A 17,482-nucleotide genomic window follows, 5' to 3' on the forward strand; every position below is an offset into this window, starting at 1 on the left:
GACGCTCCCCCGCTCGATGCAGCCCACCGCAGCGCCGGCCCGGCGGAAACGCCGGGCCGGCGGCGGGTGGTGGTGAGGTCGGGTGCCGCGGGGGGTCGGGCCGGTGGTGCGGCCGGCGGCCCGCGTTGCGGTCAGGCCTGCGGGACGGTCTCGGCGGCGTCCCGGTCCTGCAGCCAGCGCTCGGCGTCGATGGCGGCCGAGCAGCCGCTGCCGGCGGCGGTGATGGCCTGCCGGTAGATGTGGTCGACCACGTCGCCGCAGGCGAACACGCCGGGGATCTTCGTCTTCGTGGTGGGGGCGTCGACCAGCAGGTAGCCGTCGGTGTCGGTCTCCAGCTGGCCCGCGAACAGCTCGCTGCGCGGGTCGTGGCCGATCGCGATGAACAGCCCGGTGATCTCCAGGCTGGACTCCGCGCCGGTCCTGGTGTTGCGCACCGTCACCCCGGTCACCCGGTCGTCGCCGTGGATCGCGGCGACCTCGCTGTCCCACAGGAACTTGATCTTCTCGTTGGCGAACGCCCTGTCCTGCATGATCTTGGACGCGCGCAGCTCGTCCCGGCGGTGGACCACGGTCACCGAGCGGGCGAACTTGGTCAGGAAGATCGCCTCTTCCATGGCGGTGTCGCCGCCGCCGACGACGGCGATGTCCTGCTCGCGGAAGAAGAACCCGTCACAGGTGGCACACCAGGAGACGCCGCGCCCGGACAGCCGCTTCTCGTCCGGCAGCCCCAGCTCCCGGTACCCGGAGCCGGTCGCGACGATCACGGTCTTGGCGAGGTGGGTCTCGTCGCCGACCTTGACGACCTTCGGGTCGGCGGTCAGGTCGACCTCGGTGACGTCGTCGGTGATGAGCTCGGCGCCGAAGCGCTCGGCCTGCTTGCGCAGGTTGTCCATCAGGTCGGGGCCCATGATCCCGTCGGGGAAGCCGGGGAAGTTCTCCACGTCGGTGGTGTTCATCAGCGCACCGCCGGCCGTCACCGAACCCTCGAACACCAGCGGCTTCAGGTCGCCGCGGGCCGCGTAGACGGCGGCCGTGTAGCCCGCGGGGCCCGAGCCGATGATGATGACGTTACGGACGTCGCTCACAGTTCTTGCCTCTCCTCGTTGGCCGTCGGTGCCGCACGACCCGGCCTCACAGTCGCGTCAACCGATCCTAGGCCCCGCTGATTCCCCGGCACGCGGCGCCGGGCCGTCCGCCCGCCGGCCGGGGACTGTCCGCCCGCCGGCCGGGGGCCGGAGGCGCTCTAGGCTGTGGCGCATGGCACGCATTCTGCTCTTCCACTCGATGTACGGGCTGCGGCCCGCGGTGCACCAGGCGGCCGACCGGCTCCGTGCGGCCGGGCACGAGGTGCATGTCCCCGACCTCTACGACGGGCGTGTCGTCGACGACGCCGAGGCCGGGATCGCGATCAAGGACGAGATCGGGCGGGACGAGCTGCTGCACCGGGGCGTCGTGGCGGCCGCGCCGCTGATGGGGGAGGGCGGGCTCGTCTACGCGGGGTTCTCGCTGGGCGGCTCCATCGCCCAGAACCTCGCGTTCGCCGACGAGAAGGCCGGCGGGCTGCTGCTGATGCACGGCACGTCCGACATCGCGGAGGACGCGACCACCGACATCCCGGTGCAGCTGCACGTCGCCGATCCCGACACCTGGGAGCCCGTCGACTGGCTGAACGCGTGGTACCTGCGGATGCGCAAGGCGGGCGCGGACGTGGAGGTGTTCCGCTACCGCGGCGCGGGCCACCTGTTCACCGACCCGGACCTGCCCGACTACGACGCCGAGGCGGCCGAACGCGCCTGGGCGACGGCCCTGGACTTCCTTGCCTCCCTCTGACCCCCGCCCCGCATCGCCAGGGCACCGTTGCGGCACCCCGGCGAGTGACCCGGGGTGGGGGCCTGGCAATTGCTGGTGCGGGCTCCGCGAACTTCCCTTGCGGAGTCGGCATCACATAGAGGACCGAGCGTCTCAGCCGGACCCTGCGTCATGTGAAAGGCCATGGACGGGGTCGGCCGTCCATGGCCTCAACAGGTGGGTGCCCGGTTCGGGGCTTGGCGGGTCAGGCGTTCTTCAGCTGCTTCAGCAGGTGGTGGGACTGCGGTGAGCAGTCCGGTCCGACGACCCAGATGTCGCGCTTGCCGGGCTGGTCGCCGGGTGCGGCGATGATGATCGCCGGCTTTCCCTCGTAACTCGCCTGGTCGACGAGCAAGGGCGCCTGCGAGCCGGCGACGCCCGTGACGCACCCGTGGAGCCGGGGGTCGGGCGCGGCGGCCTCGGCGCGCAGCTTCTGCTCGCCGGTGACGACGCCGCCGACCTGCTCGCCCAGCGTGCCGGACCGGTAGTCGGTACCGCTGTGGGCGACCTTGAACGCGGGCGCCGGCTCGCCGGGCGCGACCTTCGGCACCCCTGATCCGGTGCCGGAACTCGGATCGGTCAGGGAGTGCTGCGGGGCCGGCTGGTGCGCCGTGCTGTCACTGCTGCTCGCGCCGTCCAGCGCGACCTTGCCGACCGTCGCTCCGCCGCCGAGCACGACGACCGCCGCCGCGGCCGCCGACAGTATCCGCCAATGGCGCCTTCCGCGCCGCTGCTCCAGGCTCGCCACGGTGGCGGTGTGCATCGACTCCGCCGCGAGGGCGGTGTCGATGCGTTCGGCCAGCTCGGCGGGCATGGGCGGCATCGGTGCCTCCGCCAGTATCCGGGAGACGTCCGCAAGGTCGGCGGACAGCTCCCGGCAGTCGGCGCAGGTTTCCAGGTGCGCGTTGACGGAGGCGGCTTCGTCGTCTTCGAGGAGTCCTTCGGCCAGGTCGGCCAGGACGTCGTAGTCGAGGTGTGCGGGGTTCACTTGGGCATGCCACCTCCTTCCACACCTCCGACGTTCCTGGGCTCGCGTCGGTTCCGGTGGTGGACGAGAAGGGGCGCCAGCCGGGCGCGGCCCCGCGCGCACCGGCTCTTGATCGTCCCGGGCGGGACCTCCATGACCTGCGCGGCGTCGTCGACCGAGTAGCCCATCATGTCGACCAGGACGAGGGCGGCCCGCTGCTCGTACGGGAGCTGCTCCAGGGCGGTGCGGACGTCGAGGGAGACGCCGTGCGCGTCGGTCGGGTCGGGCATCTTGGGCGCGACGGCGTCGAACGTCGCGTCGTCGCCCATCGGCGTCGCCGGCCGGACGGACTTGCGCCGGACGCGGTCGAGGCAGGCGTTCACCACGATGCGGTGGAGCCAGGTGGTGACGGCGGCGTCCCCGCGGAACCGCCCGGCGGCGCGGAACGCGGAGAGGCACGCGTCCTGCAGCGCGTCGGCCGCCTCCTCCGGGTCGCCGAGGGTGCGCAGCGCGACCGCCCACATGCGGTCGCGGTGGCGGTGCACGAGTTCGGCGAAGGCGTGCGGGTCCCCCTGGGCGTGCCGGGCGAGGAGCTCCTTGTCGGGAACTTCGCCTACGCGACGCATGCTCACCGACGTCATGAGCGACCGCTTTCTCGTTCGGGACGCCCGGCCGGCGCCGGGCGTCCGCGACCGGCTGCTGAGGTAGGCACCACGGGTTCCTGGGGGCGAGGGGACAATCTGCTCACAGGCACGATACAGACATGCGCCGCTCCACGTCACAGCTCATGTCGGGCCCTTGCCGGAACGTGATCAGCCGGCCGTCCCGTAGACGGTGACCTCACCGAGCTTCCCCTTGAACGGGCCGCTCGGCAGCTTGGTGAACCACACGACCACGTAGCGGCCCGTGGCCTGCGGGTTCGCGGTGATGGTCACCTCTCCCCCGGTGGGCGTCTGCTCGCCGACGCGCTGCAGATCGGTCGGGGTCTGCGAGTCGCCGATGCGGACTTGCAGCGTCCCGGAGCTCACCGGGGAGCTGACCTTCACGCTGGCGACCTTGACGGGCTTGCCCATGTCGAGCAGGACGCCGAGGCCCTTCGAGTACCGGCCGAAGTCGGCGTCGGCGTAGCTCTGCGTCTCCCAGGCGCCGCTGGGCCTGCCGTCGATGACCGTCTGGAGGTTCTTGCCGATCGTGCCGTCGAGGTGGCCGCCCACGGGGCGCTCAGCGGGATCGATGTCCTGCGGGACGAGCTTCACGACGGACGGCTTGGGCGGGGAGCTCGTCTGGGAGTTGTCGCTGGGGTGGCCGCCCTTGGGGTCGTCGCCGCCGGGACCTGACAGCGCCCAGGCGCCGAGCCCGACGATGACGGTCAGCGCGGCCGCCGCGACGCCGATCAGGGCGCGGTTGGTCTGGCGCTTGGGGCCGCCGTGGCCGTGCGTGGGCGTCGTCCGGGTGGACGTCGCCGGCGGGGGCGGGGGCGGGGCGGCGTGCCGCTGGGCACGCGGCGGCGGGACGTGCGAGGCCGCAGACGGTTCGGGCGCGGGCGCCCGGTGCTGCTGGTGCGGCTGCGTCGCCGCCGGCGGCGGCGACGGAGGGGCCGCGGGACGCCTTGGCGGGGCCGTCTGGCGCGGGGCCGCGGGCGGGGTGTGGCCGAGCCCGGCGAACAGGGGCAGCGGGGTGCGCGGGACGCCGCGCAGCGCCTTGGCCAGCTCGGCGGGGGACGCGAGAGGCTCGCCCGTGCCGATCCCGAGGCAGCGGCAGACGATCGCGTCGATCGCATGCGAGATGCCGGCCTGGACCTGGCGGGGCGCGTGCGGGACGTCGTCGGACGCCGGCGCGGCGGGCAGCGCGGAGCCGTCCTCGTCGCCGGGCCAGTGGGCGGTGAGCGCCGCGTACAGCATCCGGCCGAGGCCGCGGACGTCCTCCGCGGCGGCGTCGTCGGACTCGCGGTCGCAGAGGACGGCGTCGGTGGCGACGCCGAGGATCTTGACGGTGCCGCCGGTCGTCCAGACGAGGTCGCGGGGGGTGAGGCACAGGTGCGAGAGCCCGGCGGCGTGGGCGGCGGCGAGCGCCTCGGACGCCTCGTACAGCAGGGTCGCGGCGCGGCCGGGCTCCAGCGGGGCCTTGCCGAGCATGCCCTCCAGGGTCTCGCCGGCGACCCATTCGCTGACGATGTAGGCGCTCTCGCCCGAGTCGTCGGCGTCGAACACCTGGGTGAGGCGCGGGTCGGTCAGCCGGCTGGCCGAGCGCGCGGACGTGACCGCCTCGGCGATCCGGGGGAACTCGGGGTCGAAGGTGCGGACGGCGACCGCCCGCGCGAGGATCTCGTCGATGGCCTTCCAGAGCGACGAGCCGCCCGAGTCGCTGATGCGCTCCTCGAGCCGGTAGCGGCCGGCGAGACGGGTGCCGGGCTCGATGACTGACGTGCTCACGGCAACGTCCTGCACAGGTGGTCAGATCCCATGTTCGTGGCGTGGCAGCTTACGCCTCCGACCCTCCTCTTTGCGTTCCCCAGGGTGTCGCCCCGCAAGCCGTAGTCCCCCACATGGTAGTGGTTACTCACGCGAGTGGCCGCCTTATCGCCGCGCGTCCTTTTTTACTTTGCGCGCCCGGGCAGCCGGCGGGCGAACGTGGCGATGGTCGTCTGGATCTCCTCCACCCGCATCAGCCTGGCGAAGAGCACGTACAGCAGCCCGCCGCCGACGGATCCGGCGACCAGCGTGACCAGCGCGGGCAGCATCGTGTCGGTGCCGCCCAGCGCGTCCGCGACCGTGTGGGCGGCGTAGGCGAACCCGATCAGCGGCCAGATCGCGACGAGCAGCTTGAGGTGGCCGCCGATGATGCGGCGCCCGTCCATGCCGCCGAGCTTGCGGCGCAGCACCAGCCAGCAGGTGATCGTTCCGACCAGGTTGCTGAGCGCGAACCCGCCCGCGATGCCGACCACGATCCACTTGAGGTCGAGGACGCTGGAGGCGGTGAACGCCATCGCGATGTTGAAGGAGGTGACGACGAGGCCGATCAGGGCGGGCGTCCGGGTGTCGCCGTAGGAGTAGAAGACCCGCAGCATCAGCTGGTAGATGGAGAACGGGACGAGTGCGACCGCGAACATCTGCATGACCCGCGCGATCACCAGCGCGTCGTCGGCGTTGGTGTTGCCGTGCGCGAACAGCACGGTGGTGATCTCGGGCCCGAGCACCAGCATCAGCGCCGCCGCCGGCATGATGATCACGGAGGAGAGCCGGAGCCCGCTGGAGAACGCGGCGCGCACGTCGGCGGTCTTGCCCTCGGCGGCGAACCGGCTCATCCGCGGCAGCAGCGCGGTGATCACCGACACCCCGACGATCGCGTAGGGCAGCTGGAAGAGCTGGTAGGCGTTGAAGTAGGGGGTGTAGCCGTAGCCCTCGCCGAGGCCCTGCTGGAACGCCAGCTTCCCGGCCCGGTTCGTCAGCGCGGTGACGACGGCGAACGCGCCCTGGGCGGCGACGACGTACAGCAGCGTCCAGCCGGCCATCCGCCCGACCTCGCCGAGCTCGCCGCGGTGGAAGTCCAGCCGGGGCCGCCACCGGAACCCGACGCGGCGCAGCGACGGCCACAGCGCGACCGTCTGCAGGACGATCCCGCCGGTCGTGCCGATGGACAGCAGCATGAGCTGCTGGTCGGTGATGCTGGACGGGTCGACGCGGCCGGTGGTGATCGCGAGGAACGCGCCGCCGACCGCGATCACGACGATGTTGTTCAGGACGGGCGCCCACATCGGCGCGCCGAAGCTGCCGCGCGTGTTGAGGATGGCCCCGGCGAACGCCCCGACGCCGTAGAAGAACAGCTGGGGGAGGAAGAACCGCGCGAACAGGATGGCGACCGCGCGCTGGTCGCCGTCGTAGCTGCCCGCCAGGACGTCGATGAACAGCGGCGCGAGCAGCACCGACACGACGGTGAGGATGCCGAGGCCGATCACCGCGAGGGTGAAGACGCGCTGCTCGTACTGCTCCCCGGCGACCCGGTCGCGCTGCTTGGCCCGCACCAGCAGGGGAACGATGACGCTGGTGAGGATGCCGCCGAGCAGCAGGTCGTAGATCTGGTTGGGGATGGTGTTGGCGGTGTTGTAGGCGTTGGCGAGCAGCCCGGTGCCGAGCGCGGCGACGATGACGGCGGTGCGCAGGAACCCCGTGACGCGGGACGCGAGCGTGCCCACCGCCATGATCGCGCCGGACTTCAGGATGCCGGACGAGCCCTTGCCCTCCTGCGCCGGCGGCGTGTCCACCACGGTGGTGTCGGCGCCGGGCACGCCTCCGCCTGGGAGGGGGATGTCAACCGCCGTCTCGGCGGCGATGTTCGCCGCGCCCGGCGGCCTGCCCGTCGGTGGCGGTCCCGGGTACTGCGGCGGGGTCCTCGGGACGGGCGCCTGCGGGCCCTGCCCCGCGCCCGGTCCGCCCGTCGGCGCCGGTCCCTGCGGCCCCTGAGGGCCCGGACCCTGGGGCGGACGGCCCTGCGGGTACCCCTGCGCCCGGTATCCCTGCCCCTGGGGACCCGGAGTACTCGGCGGTGGGTATGCCGGACCCTGAGAACCCGGGGCCGGGGAGCCCGCTCCCTGGTTCCCCTGTCCCTGTCGATCCCATTCCGGTCGACCCGTCACCGGCTGCCTCCGCTTTCCGGCGGCGCCTCGCTCTGATGCCCCGCACTCCGACGCCCACGAAGAGTACGGCAAGTCCGCCGCCGGTGATGAGCAGGGCGAGCCGCCCGTACCCGGTCACGGTGACCGTGATGGTCTCGCCGTCACCGTACGTCCGGCCGCCCGCGTCGGGAATCTGCAGATCGAGGCGGACGTCGAAGTTGCCGTTTCCGGCCGCCTGCGCCGGGATCCACCGCTGGGCCCGCTCCCCGGGCCCGAGCTCGATGACCGCGTCGTCGGGTTCCAGCCCTCCCAGCTGGAGCTTGGCGGTGTTCTTCGAGGTCACGACGAGCCTGACCTTCACCGCCTGGCCGGTCAGCCGGTTCTCGACCAGGACGGGGAGCCTGCCCGAGCTGCCCCCCATGAGCACGCGCCTGTTCTTCGGCGGGACGACGCGGACGAGCTGCATGTCGGCCCTGAGCTCGTCCTCCAGCTCCCTGCGGGCCCGTTTGGCGCGCCCTTGCGAGGACCTCCAGGCGACCGATTCCAGCCGCAGCACGGCGCGCTCGTAGGAGATCTTGACCGGGCCGGTCATCACGGCCTGGAACGTCGCCGCCCGCGTCGCGATGGCCCCGGTCTGGCGGAGGTGGACGTCGCCGAGCTCGTACTTCTCGTCGCTGTCGGAGTAGGCGCGGAGAGGGCGGTCCTGCGGCTGGGCGGCCTCGACCGAGCGCAGCGGGACCTCGCGCAGCCAGCCCGCGCCCTTGGTGTAGGTGAGCAGGTTCTTGGCGAGCCCGTCGGCGGGGTCCCAGTGCCGGTCGGGCGCGACGACGAGCGTCCGCGGGACGCTCGGCGCCTCCGCGGCGATCATCGCGGTCTCGGCGAGGAAGCGCTGCTCGCTCAGCAGCGCCCGGGACGCCGACCGCGACCCCTCGCCGAGGATCTGGGTGACCGCCTGGTCGTAGACGAGCGCCTTCCTGACCCCGAGCTGCGTCTGGAGCGCGGTGGTCGCGTTCGGCTGCGCGCCCGACGGGGGGTTGTCGAACTGCGCGCTGCTCATCAGCAGCGACCCGCCGTCCTTCAGCGGGTACCTGGCGAGCGCCCCGAGCGTGTCCGGCCCGCCGAGGCCGGACGCCGGCCAGGCGATGCGCGCGTCGGGCCGGCGGCCGAGGATCTCCGCCACGAGGCTCGTGTTCCGCGCGTCGAACGCGATGCGGACGTCGCGGTTCATCTTGTGCCGGACGAGCGCCGTGATGTCGGCGTCGCCGTACGGGAGGACGAAGTAGGGATCGCCCTTGGAGGCGCTCTTCAGGGCCGTCAGCCACGTCGCCGCGACAGTGCTCTTCTCCTTGCGGACGGCCTTCTTGGCCCCGGGCGCCTTCACGTAGTAGGCGCCGGACGCCATCTGCCTCACGTCGTCCAGAAGCGCCGGGTCGATGGCCCACGTGACGGGCGTGTTGGTGGCGGCGGCCGCGTCCACGAGCCTGCGGAGCCGGCCGCCGGGCGCCAGCTCCTTGCCGAGGTCGTCGTCGATGAACGTGCGGTCGTTGGCACGGTGCATCCGGTCGATCAGCGGCAGCACCCAGCCGACCGCCACCGGCTTGAAGCTGCGCTGCTTCGGCATCAGCGTGAGGAAGGTCGTGAGGCCGCCGACGACCTGCTGCGCGGAGTTCACCACCTCGACGCGCATCGGGTAGACGCCGGGGGTGCCGACGGGTTCGCGGAGGCCCAGCTGCCGCGCCGTGGTCCGGAAGCTCCAGCCCTGGGTCACGCCGGGCCTGGACGCCTGCGCGAGCGGCTGCTGCTGCGGGGCGACGTTGGGCAGCGCGGTCTGCTGCCCGGTCGCGAGCTGGTCGAGCTGGCTCCGGCTGGTCACGGGCTGGGCGCTGTAGCGCAGCCGCATGGTGAGGCCGGCCAGCGCGTGCTCGGTACGGTTCCGCGCCGCTCCGGAAATCTCGATCTTCGACTTCGCGGTGACGGTCTTTGGGGTGATCTTGGTGAGCGCGAGCGCCACCTGCGCGCGCGCCTGGGTCGCCGCGGGGGCGCCGGCCGGGGCCTTGGCGGGGGTCCGCGCCCGGACGGCGGCGGGGGACGCCATGGCCGGGGAGGCCGCCATCGCGAGACAGGGCATTAGCGCGGCCAGCGCCAACGCGCGTCCGACCGCTTTCACGCCGTGTCCGCCCTCACGCCGGGCCCGTCCACGAACCGTCCGGCGACACGAGGACAGGCTGCGGACGGCGGGCGTTGATTTCCCGCACCACGGCCCCGATGGTAGTCCGTCGATGTTCATGGCGTTGCCCGGCGCGGCCCGCCCGCGGCGGTCCCGGAGGGGGCGTCCGGCGCCGCCGCGCCTGACGGGCGGCTCAGGTCGTCGCGTGGTCCAGGCCCGGCGCGGGCGCGGCGCCCCGCGGGGCCAGCAGGTCGGCGGGCTCCGCGCGGCAGAGGGAGTAGAGGACGTCGGCCTTGATGCCGAGCGCCGTGGACGCCTCCCCGGTCGCGGTGTAGACGATGTCGCTCGCGTGGGGCCCGTTCACGAGGCCGCGGTCGATCAGCAGGGGCATCGAGTCGGGCAGGAGCAGCGGGCAGACCAGGCCCGCGGCGTACTCGGTGACGGCGTTGACCACGTCCGCGTGCGCGTGCCGGACGCTGCGGGCGCCGACGCCGCGCCGCACCGCCTCGGCGGACGGCCACCGCCCCGCCGGGACGATCGCCCCGGCCAGGAAGGACCGGCCGCGCCCATCGCCCTCGCAGGAGTAGACGCGCGTCACCAGGCACCGGTCCGGCGGCAGGCCGAGGGCCCTGGGCAGTTCGTCGGCCCAGGTCATCGAGAGGGGCAGCCGCACGATCTCATGCGCCGTCTCCCACCCGAGCAGCGCGCGGTGGATGGTGAGAGCGTCCTTCATGTTCGGCTCCGTCCCGCGGGGGTCGACCCCGCTCATCCCCGGATCTGGTATCCCTGTGGCCTCGTGCTTCGCACACTTAGTGGGGAAAGCCCCCACATACCCGGAACGGCCGGTCTCATCCCTGGCGCACGGCACGCGGACCCTCTCGACGCGCCTCAACCGCACGTGCGGCGGACCGTGGCCCTTTTGGATCCCGCTACCGTTGTCGTACGGGAGGCTCACCGGGTCGCGCAGGGCGTCATCGGGGTGCCCGAAACGTAACCCGGGGATCGCGGCACGTGAAGGGCCCTGTCCTTCTTCGGCCCCGAAAAGACTTCCGCGCGGACCCCGGCGCTCGCCAGAAAGTCCTTTGTCAGCCCGTCAACCAAGGAAATACGCTCGATGGCCGTGCCTGACCAGAACGTGACCCCAGAGTCCTCGCGGCGCACCGCGATCGCCGAGCTGCTGCGCGGGATCGCGCCCGTCGCCGACGAGCTCGGCGCCCGGTTCGCGGCGGCCGGTCACGAGCTGGCGCTGGTCGGCGGGCCCGTCCGGGACGCGCTGCTGCGCCGTCCCACCAAGGACGTGGACCTGACCACCGACGCCCCGCCCGAGCGCACCCTGGAGATCATCCGCGGCTGGGCGGACGCGCACTGGACGATCGGGATCGAGTTCGGCACGGTCGGCCTGCGCAAGGACGGCGTCGAGCTGGAGATCACCACCTACCGCAGCGAGTCCTACGACCCGAAGTCCCGCAAGCCGGAGGTCTCCTACGGCACCTCCTTGGTGGAGGACCTGCGCCGCCGCGACTTCGCCGTCAACGCGATGGCGGCCCGGCTGCCCGGCCACGAGTTCGTCGACCCGTTCGGCGGCCTGGCCGACCTGCAGCGCAAGGTGCTGCGGACGCCCGGCCGCCCGGAGGACTCCTTCAGCGACGACCCGCTCCGGATGATGCGCGCCGCCCGGTTCACCTCGCAGCTCGGCTTCACCGTCGCGCCCGACGTCGTCCGCGCGATGAAGGACATGGCCGGCCGCATCGAGATCGTGTCGGCCGAGCGCGTCCGCGACGAGCTGTCCAAGCTGCTCTGCGGCCGGTACCCGCGGCAGGGCCTGGCGCTGCTGGTCGACACCGGTCTCGCCGCGCACGTCCTGCCCGAGCTGCCGAAGCTGCGGCTGGAGATCGACGAGCACCACCGGCACAAGGACGTCTACGAGCACTCGCTGATCGTCCTGGAGCAGGCGATCGCGCAGGAGAAGGAGGGCCCCGACCTCGTGCTGCGGCTCGCGGCGCTGCTGCACGACATCGGCAAGCCGAAGACCCGCCGGTTCGAGCCGGGCGGGCGCGTATCGTTCCACCACCACGAGGTCGTCGGCGCGAAGATGACCCGCAAGCGGCTGACCGCCCTGCGCTACCCGAAGGACGTCATCTCCGACGTCTCCCGCCTGGTGGAGCTGCACCTGCGGTTCCACGGCTACGGCACCGGCGAGTGGACGGACTCGGCCGTCCGCCGGTACGTCCGCGACGCCGGACCCCTCCTGTCCCGCCTCCACAAGCTGACGCGCGCCGACTGCACGACCCGCAACAAGCGCAAGGCCGACCGGCTGCGCCGCACCTACGACGACCTGGAGGTGCGGATCGAGCGGCTGGCCGAAGAGGAGGAGCTGGCCGCGATCCGCCCGGAGATCGACGGCAACGAGATCCAGGAGATCCTCGGCATCGCCCCCGGCCCGCTCGTCGGCCGCGCCTACAAGTTCCTCCTCGAACTCCGCCTGGACCGCGGCATGATCGGCAAGGAGGCGGCGGCCGAGGAGCTGCGCCGCTGGGCCGCCGCCGAGGGCGTCGGCGCCCCGGCCGCCGATCGCGAGGGGGACGGCGAGTGATCCCGCTTCAACTGGGCCGGATGAGCCCCCGCGAGACCGAGCGGATGCTGGAGTTCGACCGGGAGCACATCTGGCACCCGTACGCGCCGATGCCGGCGGCGGTGTCCGCGCTGCCGGTCGTGTCGGCGAGCGGTGTGCGGCTCACCCTCGCGGACGGCACCGAGCTGATCGACGGCATGTCGTCGTGGTGGGCGGCCGTGCACGGCTACAACCACCCGAAGCTGAACGCGGCCGTCACCGGGCAGCTCGGCAAGATGGCGCACGTGATGTTCGGCGGGCTCACGCACCCGCCCGCCGTGCGGCTCGCCGAGCGGCTGGTCGAGATCACCCCCGAGCCGCTGACCAAGGTGTTCTTCGCCGACTCCGGATCCGTCGGGGTCGAGGTCGCGATCAAGATGGCGCTGCAGTTCTGGCGCTCGCAGGGGCGTCCCGAGCGGCGCCGGCTCCTCACCGTCCGGGGCGGCTACCACGGCGACACGTTCGGCGACATGGCCGTCTGCGACCCGGTGAACGGGATGCACCACATGTTCACCGACGTCCTCGCCCAGCACGTCTTCGCGCCCCCGCCCCCGCTCGGCTACAGCGCCGACCCCGACGAGGCGTACCTGGGCGGGCTCGCGGAGCTGGCCGCCGAGCACGCCGGCGAACTCGCCGCGATCATCGCGGAGCCGATCGTCCAGGGTGCCGGCGGCATGCGCTTCTACGCCCCCGAGTACCTCCAGGCCCTGCGCGACATCGCCGACGAGCACGGCCTGCTGCTGATCCTCGACGAGATCGCCACCGGCTTCGGCCGGACGGGCGAGCTGTGGGGCTGCGACCACGCCGAGGTCGTCCCCGACATCATGTGCCTCGGCAAGGCCCTGACCGGCGGCTACATGACGATGGCCGCGACCCTGTGCACCGACCGCGTCGCCGACGGCATCACCTCCGGCGAGGCGGGCGTGCTGATGCACGGCCCCACCTACATGGCCAACCCGCTGGCCGCGGCCGTCGCGTCCGCGTCCATCGACCTGCTGCTGTCGCGCGACTGGCGGGACGAGGTCGACGCCATCGAGGCGGTCCTGACCAGCGAGCTCGACGGCGCGGCCGACTTCCCCGGAGTGGCGGACGTCCGCGTCCTCGGCGCGATCGGCGTGGTCGAGGCGCGCGAGCCGGTGGACGTCCAGTCCGTGCAGGAGATCGCCATGGCGCACGGCGTGTGGCTGCGGCCCTTCGGCAAGCTCGTCTACACGATGCCGCCGTACGTGTGCACCGAGGACGAGGTCCACCACATCGCCGCCGCCCTCCAGGCCATCGCGGAGTCGCTCTAACGCAGGGCGTATGCGGGGCCGCGCATGCGGGACGCCGCCGTCCAGTAGGCGACCGCGCCCATCCCGTAGGCGGCTACCACCGCGAGGAGGGTGACGGTGGCGCGGCCGTCAGCGGGCAGCCATGTCGCGGCAGCGGCGGCGGCAGCGGCGAACGTCGCGTTGAACAGCATGTCGTAGACGGCGAAGACCCGTCCCCGGTAGGCGTCCTCGATCGTCTCCTGCAACGTCGTGTCGACGCACAGCTTGACGCCCTGCGACACGACGCCGAGGAGGAAGGCGCCGGCCGCCCAGGGGCGCTCCGCGAACGGCATGCCCAGCACGAGCAGGCCCACCGCCGCCCCGCCGAGCTGCCACGCCACCCACGCCTGCTTGCTGATGCGCCGCACCACCGGCGGGGTGATCAGCGCCGCCGCGAAGTACCCGGCGCCGGACACCCCCAGCATCAGCGCGAACGTCTCCAGCCCGCGGTCGGGGTCGCCGGCGAAGTGGTTGCGGCACAGCAGCAGCGTCATGATCAGGACGACGCCGTACAGGAACCGGTGGAACGAGATCGCGCCGAGCGCCAGCGCCGCCTGCGGCCGCCGCGCGATGTGCCGGGCCCCGTCCGCGAGCCCGCCCAGCACACCACCCAGCACCTCGACGACCCGCGGCGCCTCGGACCCGCCCGCCCCGACCCCGCCGGACCCCTCCGACACGTCCGCCCGGCCCGACGCTTCCGCCCGACCGGACACGTCTGCCAGGCCCGGCACTTCCGCCCCGTCCGACATGGGCGTCCCCGCCCCAGCCGCGCCGTTCGACATGGGTGCGCCTGGGATGGGCGACGCGGCCGACACGGGCGTCGCGTGCCCGGGCGAGGCATCCGACACGGGCGTCGCGGAGCCGGGCGTCGCGTCCGGCATGGCCGTCTCCGACGCGGGTGACGTGTCCGACATCGCCACCCCGGGCACGGTCGCTGGGGTCGCCTCCGCCACCGCTAGGGCAGTCGCTCGGGGCGCGACGTCCTCGGAAGTCCGGTGCGGACCGAGGAGGCCCTTCGGCAGGGTCGTCGCGATCAGCCCCGCCAGCAGGAACAGCGCCGCCGCGACCACGAGGATCAGCGCCGTCCCGTCGTGCCCGGCGCCGAACACCCGCCGGAGGCCGTAGCCGGCGCCCGCCCCCGCGAACGCGATGATCGTCCCGGACGTGACCGTGAACGCGTTCGCCGTGACCAGCTGGTCGCGACGCACCACGTGCGGGAGCGCCGCCGACAGCGCGGCGAGGAAGAAGCGGTTCACGCCCAGCACGACGAGCACGCCGAGGAAGAAGCCGAGCCCGTCCTGCCCGCCCGCCACGAGCCCGGCGACGAGCAGCACGAGCAGCGCGCGCAGCACCGGCGTCCAGACGAGGATCTGCCGCCGCCGCCACCGGTCGATGAACACCCCGGCGAACGGCCCGAGCGCCGAGTAGGGCAGCAGCGTCACCGCGAACGCGGCCGCCGCCTTGGCCGCCGTGGCCTGCCGCTCGGGCGAGAAGAACACGTATCCGGCGAGCGCCACCTGGAATACGCCGTCGGTCAGCTGCGAGGCGAGCCGGGTCCCGTAGAGACGCCGAAAATCCCGCCCTCCCAAGATCCCCCGCAACTCACCCGCCCGCATCAGATCAGACTATGTGCTGTCTTCTATGCATTTCTCTGCTCCTTCGGGCCTTGCGCCCTCCAGCGCCGAGAAACGCGGCCATCGATGACACGGCCCTCCGATCGCGGCCGCAGGGACGCGCGGATCGCAGCCACCAGTGTCACCGGGCCCCACCGTCACCCGACCACCCGCCTCGGCCCGCTGCCCGTGCGGCCGCGCCGACCCCAGCCGACGCCGCAACCACGCGACGACCTCGGTGATCGCGATCGCGTCCGAAGGCAGATTCGAGCGAAGCGAGAATCTGATCGCGCAGCGAGCCGCAAGGCGAGCCGGAGCGATGCCAGCGATCGCACGCGTAGTTGTGGGGGGCGGAGCGCTAGAGCGCTCCGCCCCCCACAACTACGCAAGGAAAACCCGCGTGAGGTCGTAGCCGGCGGTGGTGGGGAGGAAGTAGGCGCCGTGGACGCGGGAGGAGCGGAAGATGGTCTGGGCGCGGTCGAGGAGGGGGACGATCGCGGCGTCTTCCATGATCTTCCGGTCGGCCTGCTGCCAGTAGCCGGCCGCGCGCTGCGCGTCGGGGGCCGTGAGGGCGGCGTCGATGAGCGCGTTGACCTGCGGGTTGTCGTAGCCGCCGTAGTTGGTGGAGCCGGGGCCGTAGGCGCGCCCGTCGAAGAGCGGTTGGATGATCGAGCGGCCGTTGTTGCCGTACCAGTCGGGGACCCAGCCGGGGGCGGCGATGTCCCACTTGCCCTCGCGGGCGCGGGCGGGCGTGGTGAGGGTGCTGGAGTAGAAGGAGCCGCCCGAGTCGGGGGTCAGTTCCGTCTTGACCCCGCAGGCGTCGAGGTTCTCGGCGATGGACTGGGCGATGAGCTTGTGGACGCTGTTCGTCCGGTACGGGAACTTCAGCGTGATCCCGACGCGGTCGGCCTTGCCGAGCAGCTCGCGGCACTTGGCGGGGTCGCCGGACTCGTTGGGCGTGGGGTAGATGTCGAGGGGCGCGTATCCGGAGTTCCCGGGCGGGATCACCGTGTGCAGCGGCTTCGCCACCGACGGCCCGCCGACGATCTTGATGAGGGCGCTGCGGTCGACGGCGTACTCCAGCGCCTGCCGGACCGCGCGGTCGCCGAGCGCGCCGCCGTTGCGGGGGCTGCGCGTGTTGAACACCAGGTACGGGCTGTTGTTCGGGGTCTCCCTGATCGCGAAGCGCGGGTCGTCCCGCAGCCGCGGGAGCGCCGACGTCGGGACGGGCTGGTCCCACGCGAGGTCGGCGGTGCCCTGCTCGATCTGCTGCTGGACGGTCTCCGGCGAGTCCTGGCCCAGCGTGATCTGGATCTTCGCGACATGCCGCTCGCGGAGCGGGTCCGAGCCCGCCTGCCATGCCGGGTTGTGGGTGAGGACGTAGGAGATGCCCGGCTTGTAGTCGGTGATCTGGTACGGGCCGTCGGAGACCGTGTGCTGCCGGAACTCGGCGCTGTCCGGGACGTACCGGTCGTACTCCTGCGGTGCGGCCGCGGCGACGGGCAGCGACAGCAGGTTGAGGAAGTCGCTGGCGGGCCGCTTCAGCTTGAACACCAGCGTCCGCTCGTCCTTGGCGCGGACGCCCTCGAACCCGTGCTCGCGCTGGTAGGCCGCGATCGCCCGGGCGTTCTTCGCGTCGACGGAGCCGTAGCCGCGGCAGAACGCGTCCATGCCCTTGAGCGTGGAGATGAAGTAGCCCTTGGCGGAGGACGGCGACGCGGGGTTGCAGAGGCGCTCGAAGCCGCGGACGAAGTCCTGTGCGGTCACCGGGCGGGGCGGGTTGGTGTTCCACCGGACGCCCTCGCGCAGCCGGACCGTGTACGTGCGGCGGTCCTTGCCGATGTCGCCGTTCTCGCGCGTCGGGATCCGCTCGGCGACGTCGGGCCGTACGGGGACCGTCTCCTGGAAGTCGTTGGACGCCCGGTTCCCGAACAGCGTGCGGGCGAACGTGCGGGCGAGCCCGTACGCGCCGACGCTGGCCACGGACGCGGGGTCGAGGTGCTCGACGTCGGACGAGCCGACGATCCGCAGCGTGCCGCCCTCGCGGGAGGCGCCCTCCGCCGTCGCACCGTCACCCCCTCCGGCGCATCCGGCGAGCCCCATCACAAGGCCCGTCAGCCCCGCCGTCACCTTGATCATCTCGCGTGCCGTCACGGTGTCACCTCACTGACTCGGAACCTGGCGCGCAGTAACCGGCGGTGTCACAGTAGGGCCAGAGCGTGACAAAGGGCCGGTACATCACCGTTTCTCTACAGAAGTAAGGACGCCCTGACAGTGGGGTGTCCACTGCCAGGGCGTCCTTTGGCGACTTTGTGATCAGGCTCTCAACGTTCCGGAAACCGCGTCCCACCTGG

The 17,482-nt window shown here is 72.6% G+C and carries 12 protein-coding genes; 3 read left to right on the forward strand and 9 right to left on the reverse strand.

All coding sequences use genetic code 11. The features are described from left to right. Positions 1-131: 131 nt before the first annotated feature. Positions 132-1,085 carry a thioredoxin-disulfide reductase gene (gene trxB, locus K4S16_RS31910; protein WP_149262785.1) on the reverse strand — a complete coding sequence of 318 codons (954 nt, stop codon included), beginning with the start codon at positions 1,083-1,085 and terminating at the stop codon, positions 132-134. 172 nt (positions 1,086-1,257) lie between these two features. Here trxB and K4S16_RS31915 point away from each other — a divergent pair, with 172 nt between their 5' ends. Further along, complete coding sequence (locus K4S16_RS31915; protein ID WP_149262786.1) at positions 1,258-1,830, forward strand: dienelactone hydrolase family protein; 573 nt, start codon at positions 1,258-1,260, stop codon at positions 1,828-1,830. Between the two features lie 223 nt (positions 1,831-2,053). On the opposite strand, the gene K4S16_RS31920 is transcribed toward K4S16_RS31915, so the two are convergent. From K4S16_RS31920 to K4S16_RS31945, 6 genes are all read right to left on the reverse strand, one after another. Next, the gene (locus K4S16_RS31920; protein WP_149262787.1) at positions 2,054-2,836 is read right to left on the reverse strand and encodes an anti-sigma factor; all 783 of its coding nucleotides are present in this window, start codon (positions 2,834-2,836) and stop codon (positions 2,054-2,056) included. Further along, positions 2,833-3,441, reverse strand: coding sequence for an RNA polymerase sigma factor SigM (gene sigM / locus K4S16_RS31925; RefSeq protein ID WP_149262788.1), 609 nt, complete (start codon positions 3,439-3,441; stop codon positions 2,833-2,835). Before sigM ends, K4S16_RS31920 begins: the two co-directional genes overlap by 4 nt. A gap of 186 nt (positions 3,442-3,627) precedes the next feature. Then, positions 3,628-5,247 (reverse strand): protein kinase family protein, encoded by a 1,620-nt coding sequence (locus K4S16_RS31930; protein ID WP_149262789.1) that lies wholly within the window; start codon positions 5,245-5,247, stop codon positions 3,628-3,630. A gap of 164 nt (positions 5,248-5,411) precedes the next feature. Next, the gene (gene murJ, locus K4S16_RS31935; RefSeq protein ID WP_235037199.1) at positions 5,412-7,100 is read right to left on the reverse strand and encodes a murein biosynthesis integral membrane protein MurJ; all 1,689 of its coding nucleotides are present in this window, start codon (positions 7,098-7,100) and stop codon (positions 5,412-5,414) included. Positions 7,101-7,122: 22 nt separating this feature from the next. Beyond that, entirely contained in the window at positions 7,123-9,714 is a 2,592-nt protein-coding gene (locus K4S16_RS44590; protein WP_268843289.1) for a DUF6049 family protein, read from the reverse strand. Between the two features lie 73 nt (positions 9,715-9,787). Beyond that, positions 9,788-10,327: an aminoacyl-tRNA deacylase gene (locus K4S16_RS31945; RefSeq protein WP_149262790.1), complete on the reverse strand. Its 540-nt coding sequence runs from the start codon at positions 10,325-10,327 to the stop codon at positions 9,788-9,790. Between the two features lie 381 nt (positions 10,328-10,708). Here K4S16_RS31945 and K4S16_RS31950 point away from each other — a divergent pair, with 381 nt between their 5' ends. Beyond that, positions 10,709-12,187 (forward strand): CCA tRNA nucleotidyltransferase, encoded by a 1,479-nt coding sequence (locus K4S16_RS31950; RefSeq protein WP_149262791.1) that lies wholly within the window; start codon positions 10,709-10,711, stop codon positions 12,185-12,187. 20 nt (positions 12,188-12,207) lie between these two features. Then, the gene (locus K4S16_RS31955; protein ID WP_149262792.1) at positions 12,208-13,497 is read left to right on the forward strand and encodes an adenosylmethionine--8-amino-7-oxononanoate transaminase; all 1,290 of its coding nucleotides are present in this window, start codon (positions 12,208-12,210) and stop codon (positions 13,495-13,497) included. Here K4S16_RS31955 and K4S16_RS31960 read toward each other — a convergent pair. Continuing rightward, complete coding sequence (locus K4S16_RS31960) at positions 13,494-15,131, reverse strand: MFS transporter (RefSeq protein ID WP_149262793.1); 1,638 nt, start codon at positions 15,129-15,131, stop codon at positions 13,494-13,496. The genes K4S16_RS31955 and K4S16_RS31960 overlap by 4 nt on opposite strands. Before the next feature lie 378 nt (positions 15,132-15,509). Continuing rightward, entirely contained in the window at positions 15,510-17,282 is a 1,773-nt protein-coding gene (locus tag K4S16_RS31965) for an ABC transporter substrate-binding protein (protein ID WP_235037200.1), read from the reverse strand. Positions 17,283-17,482 lie beyond the last annotated feature (200 nt).

This window comes from Actinomadura sp. K4S16 (assembly GCF_008327685.1).
GTDB lineage: Bacteria > Actinomycetota > Actinomycetes > Streptosporangiales > Streptosporangiaceae > Spirillospora.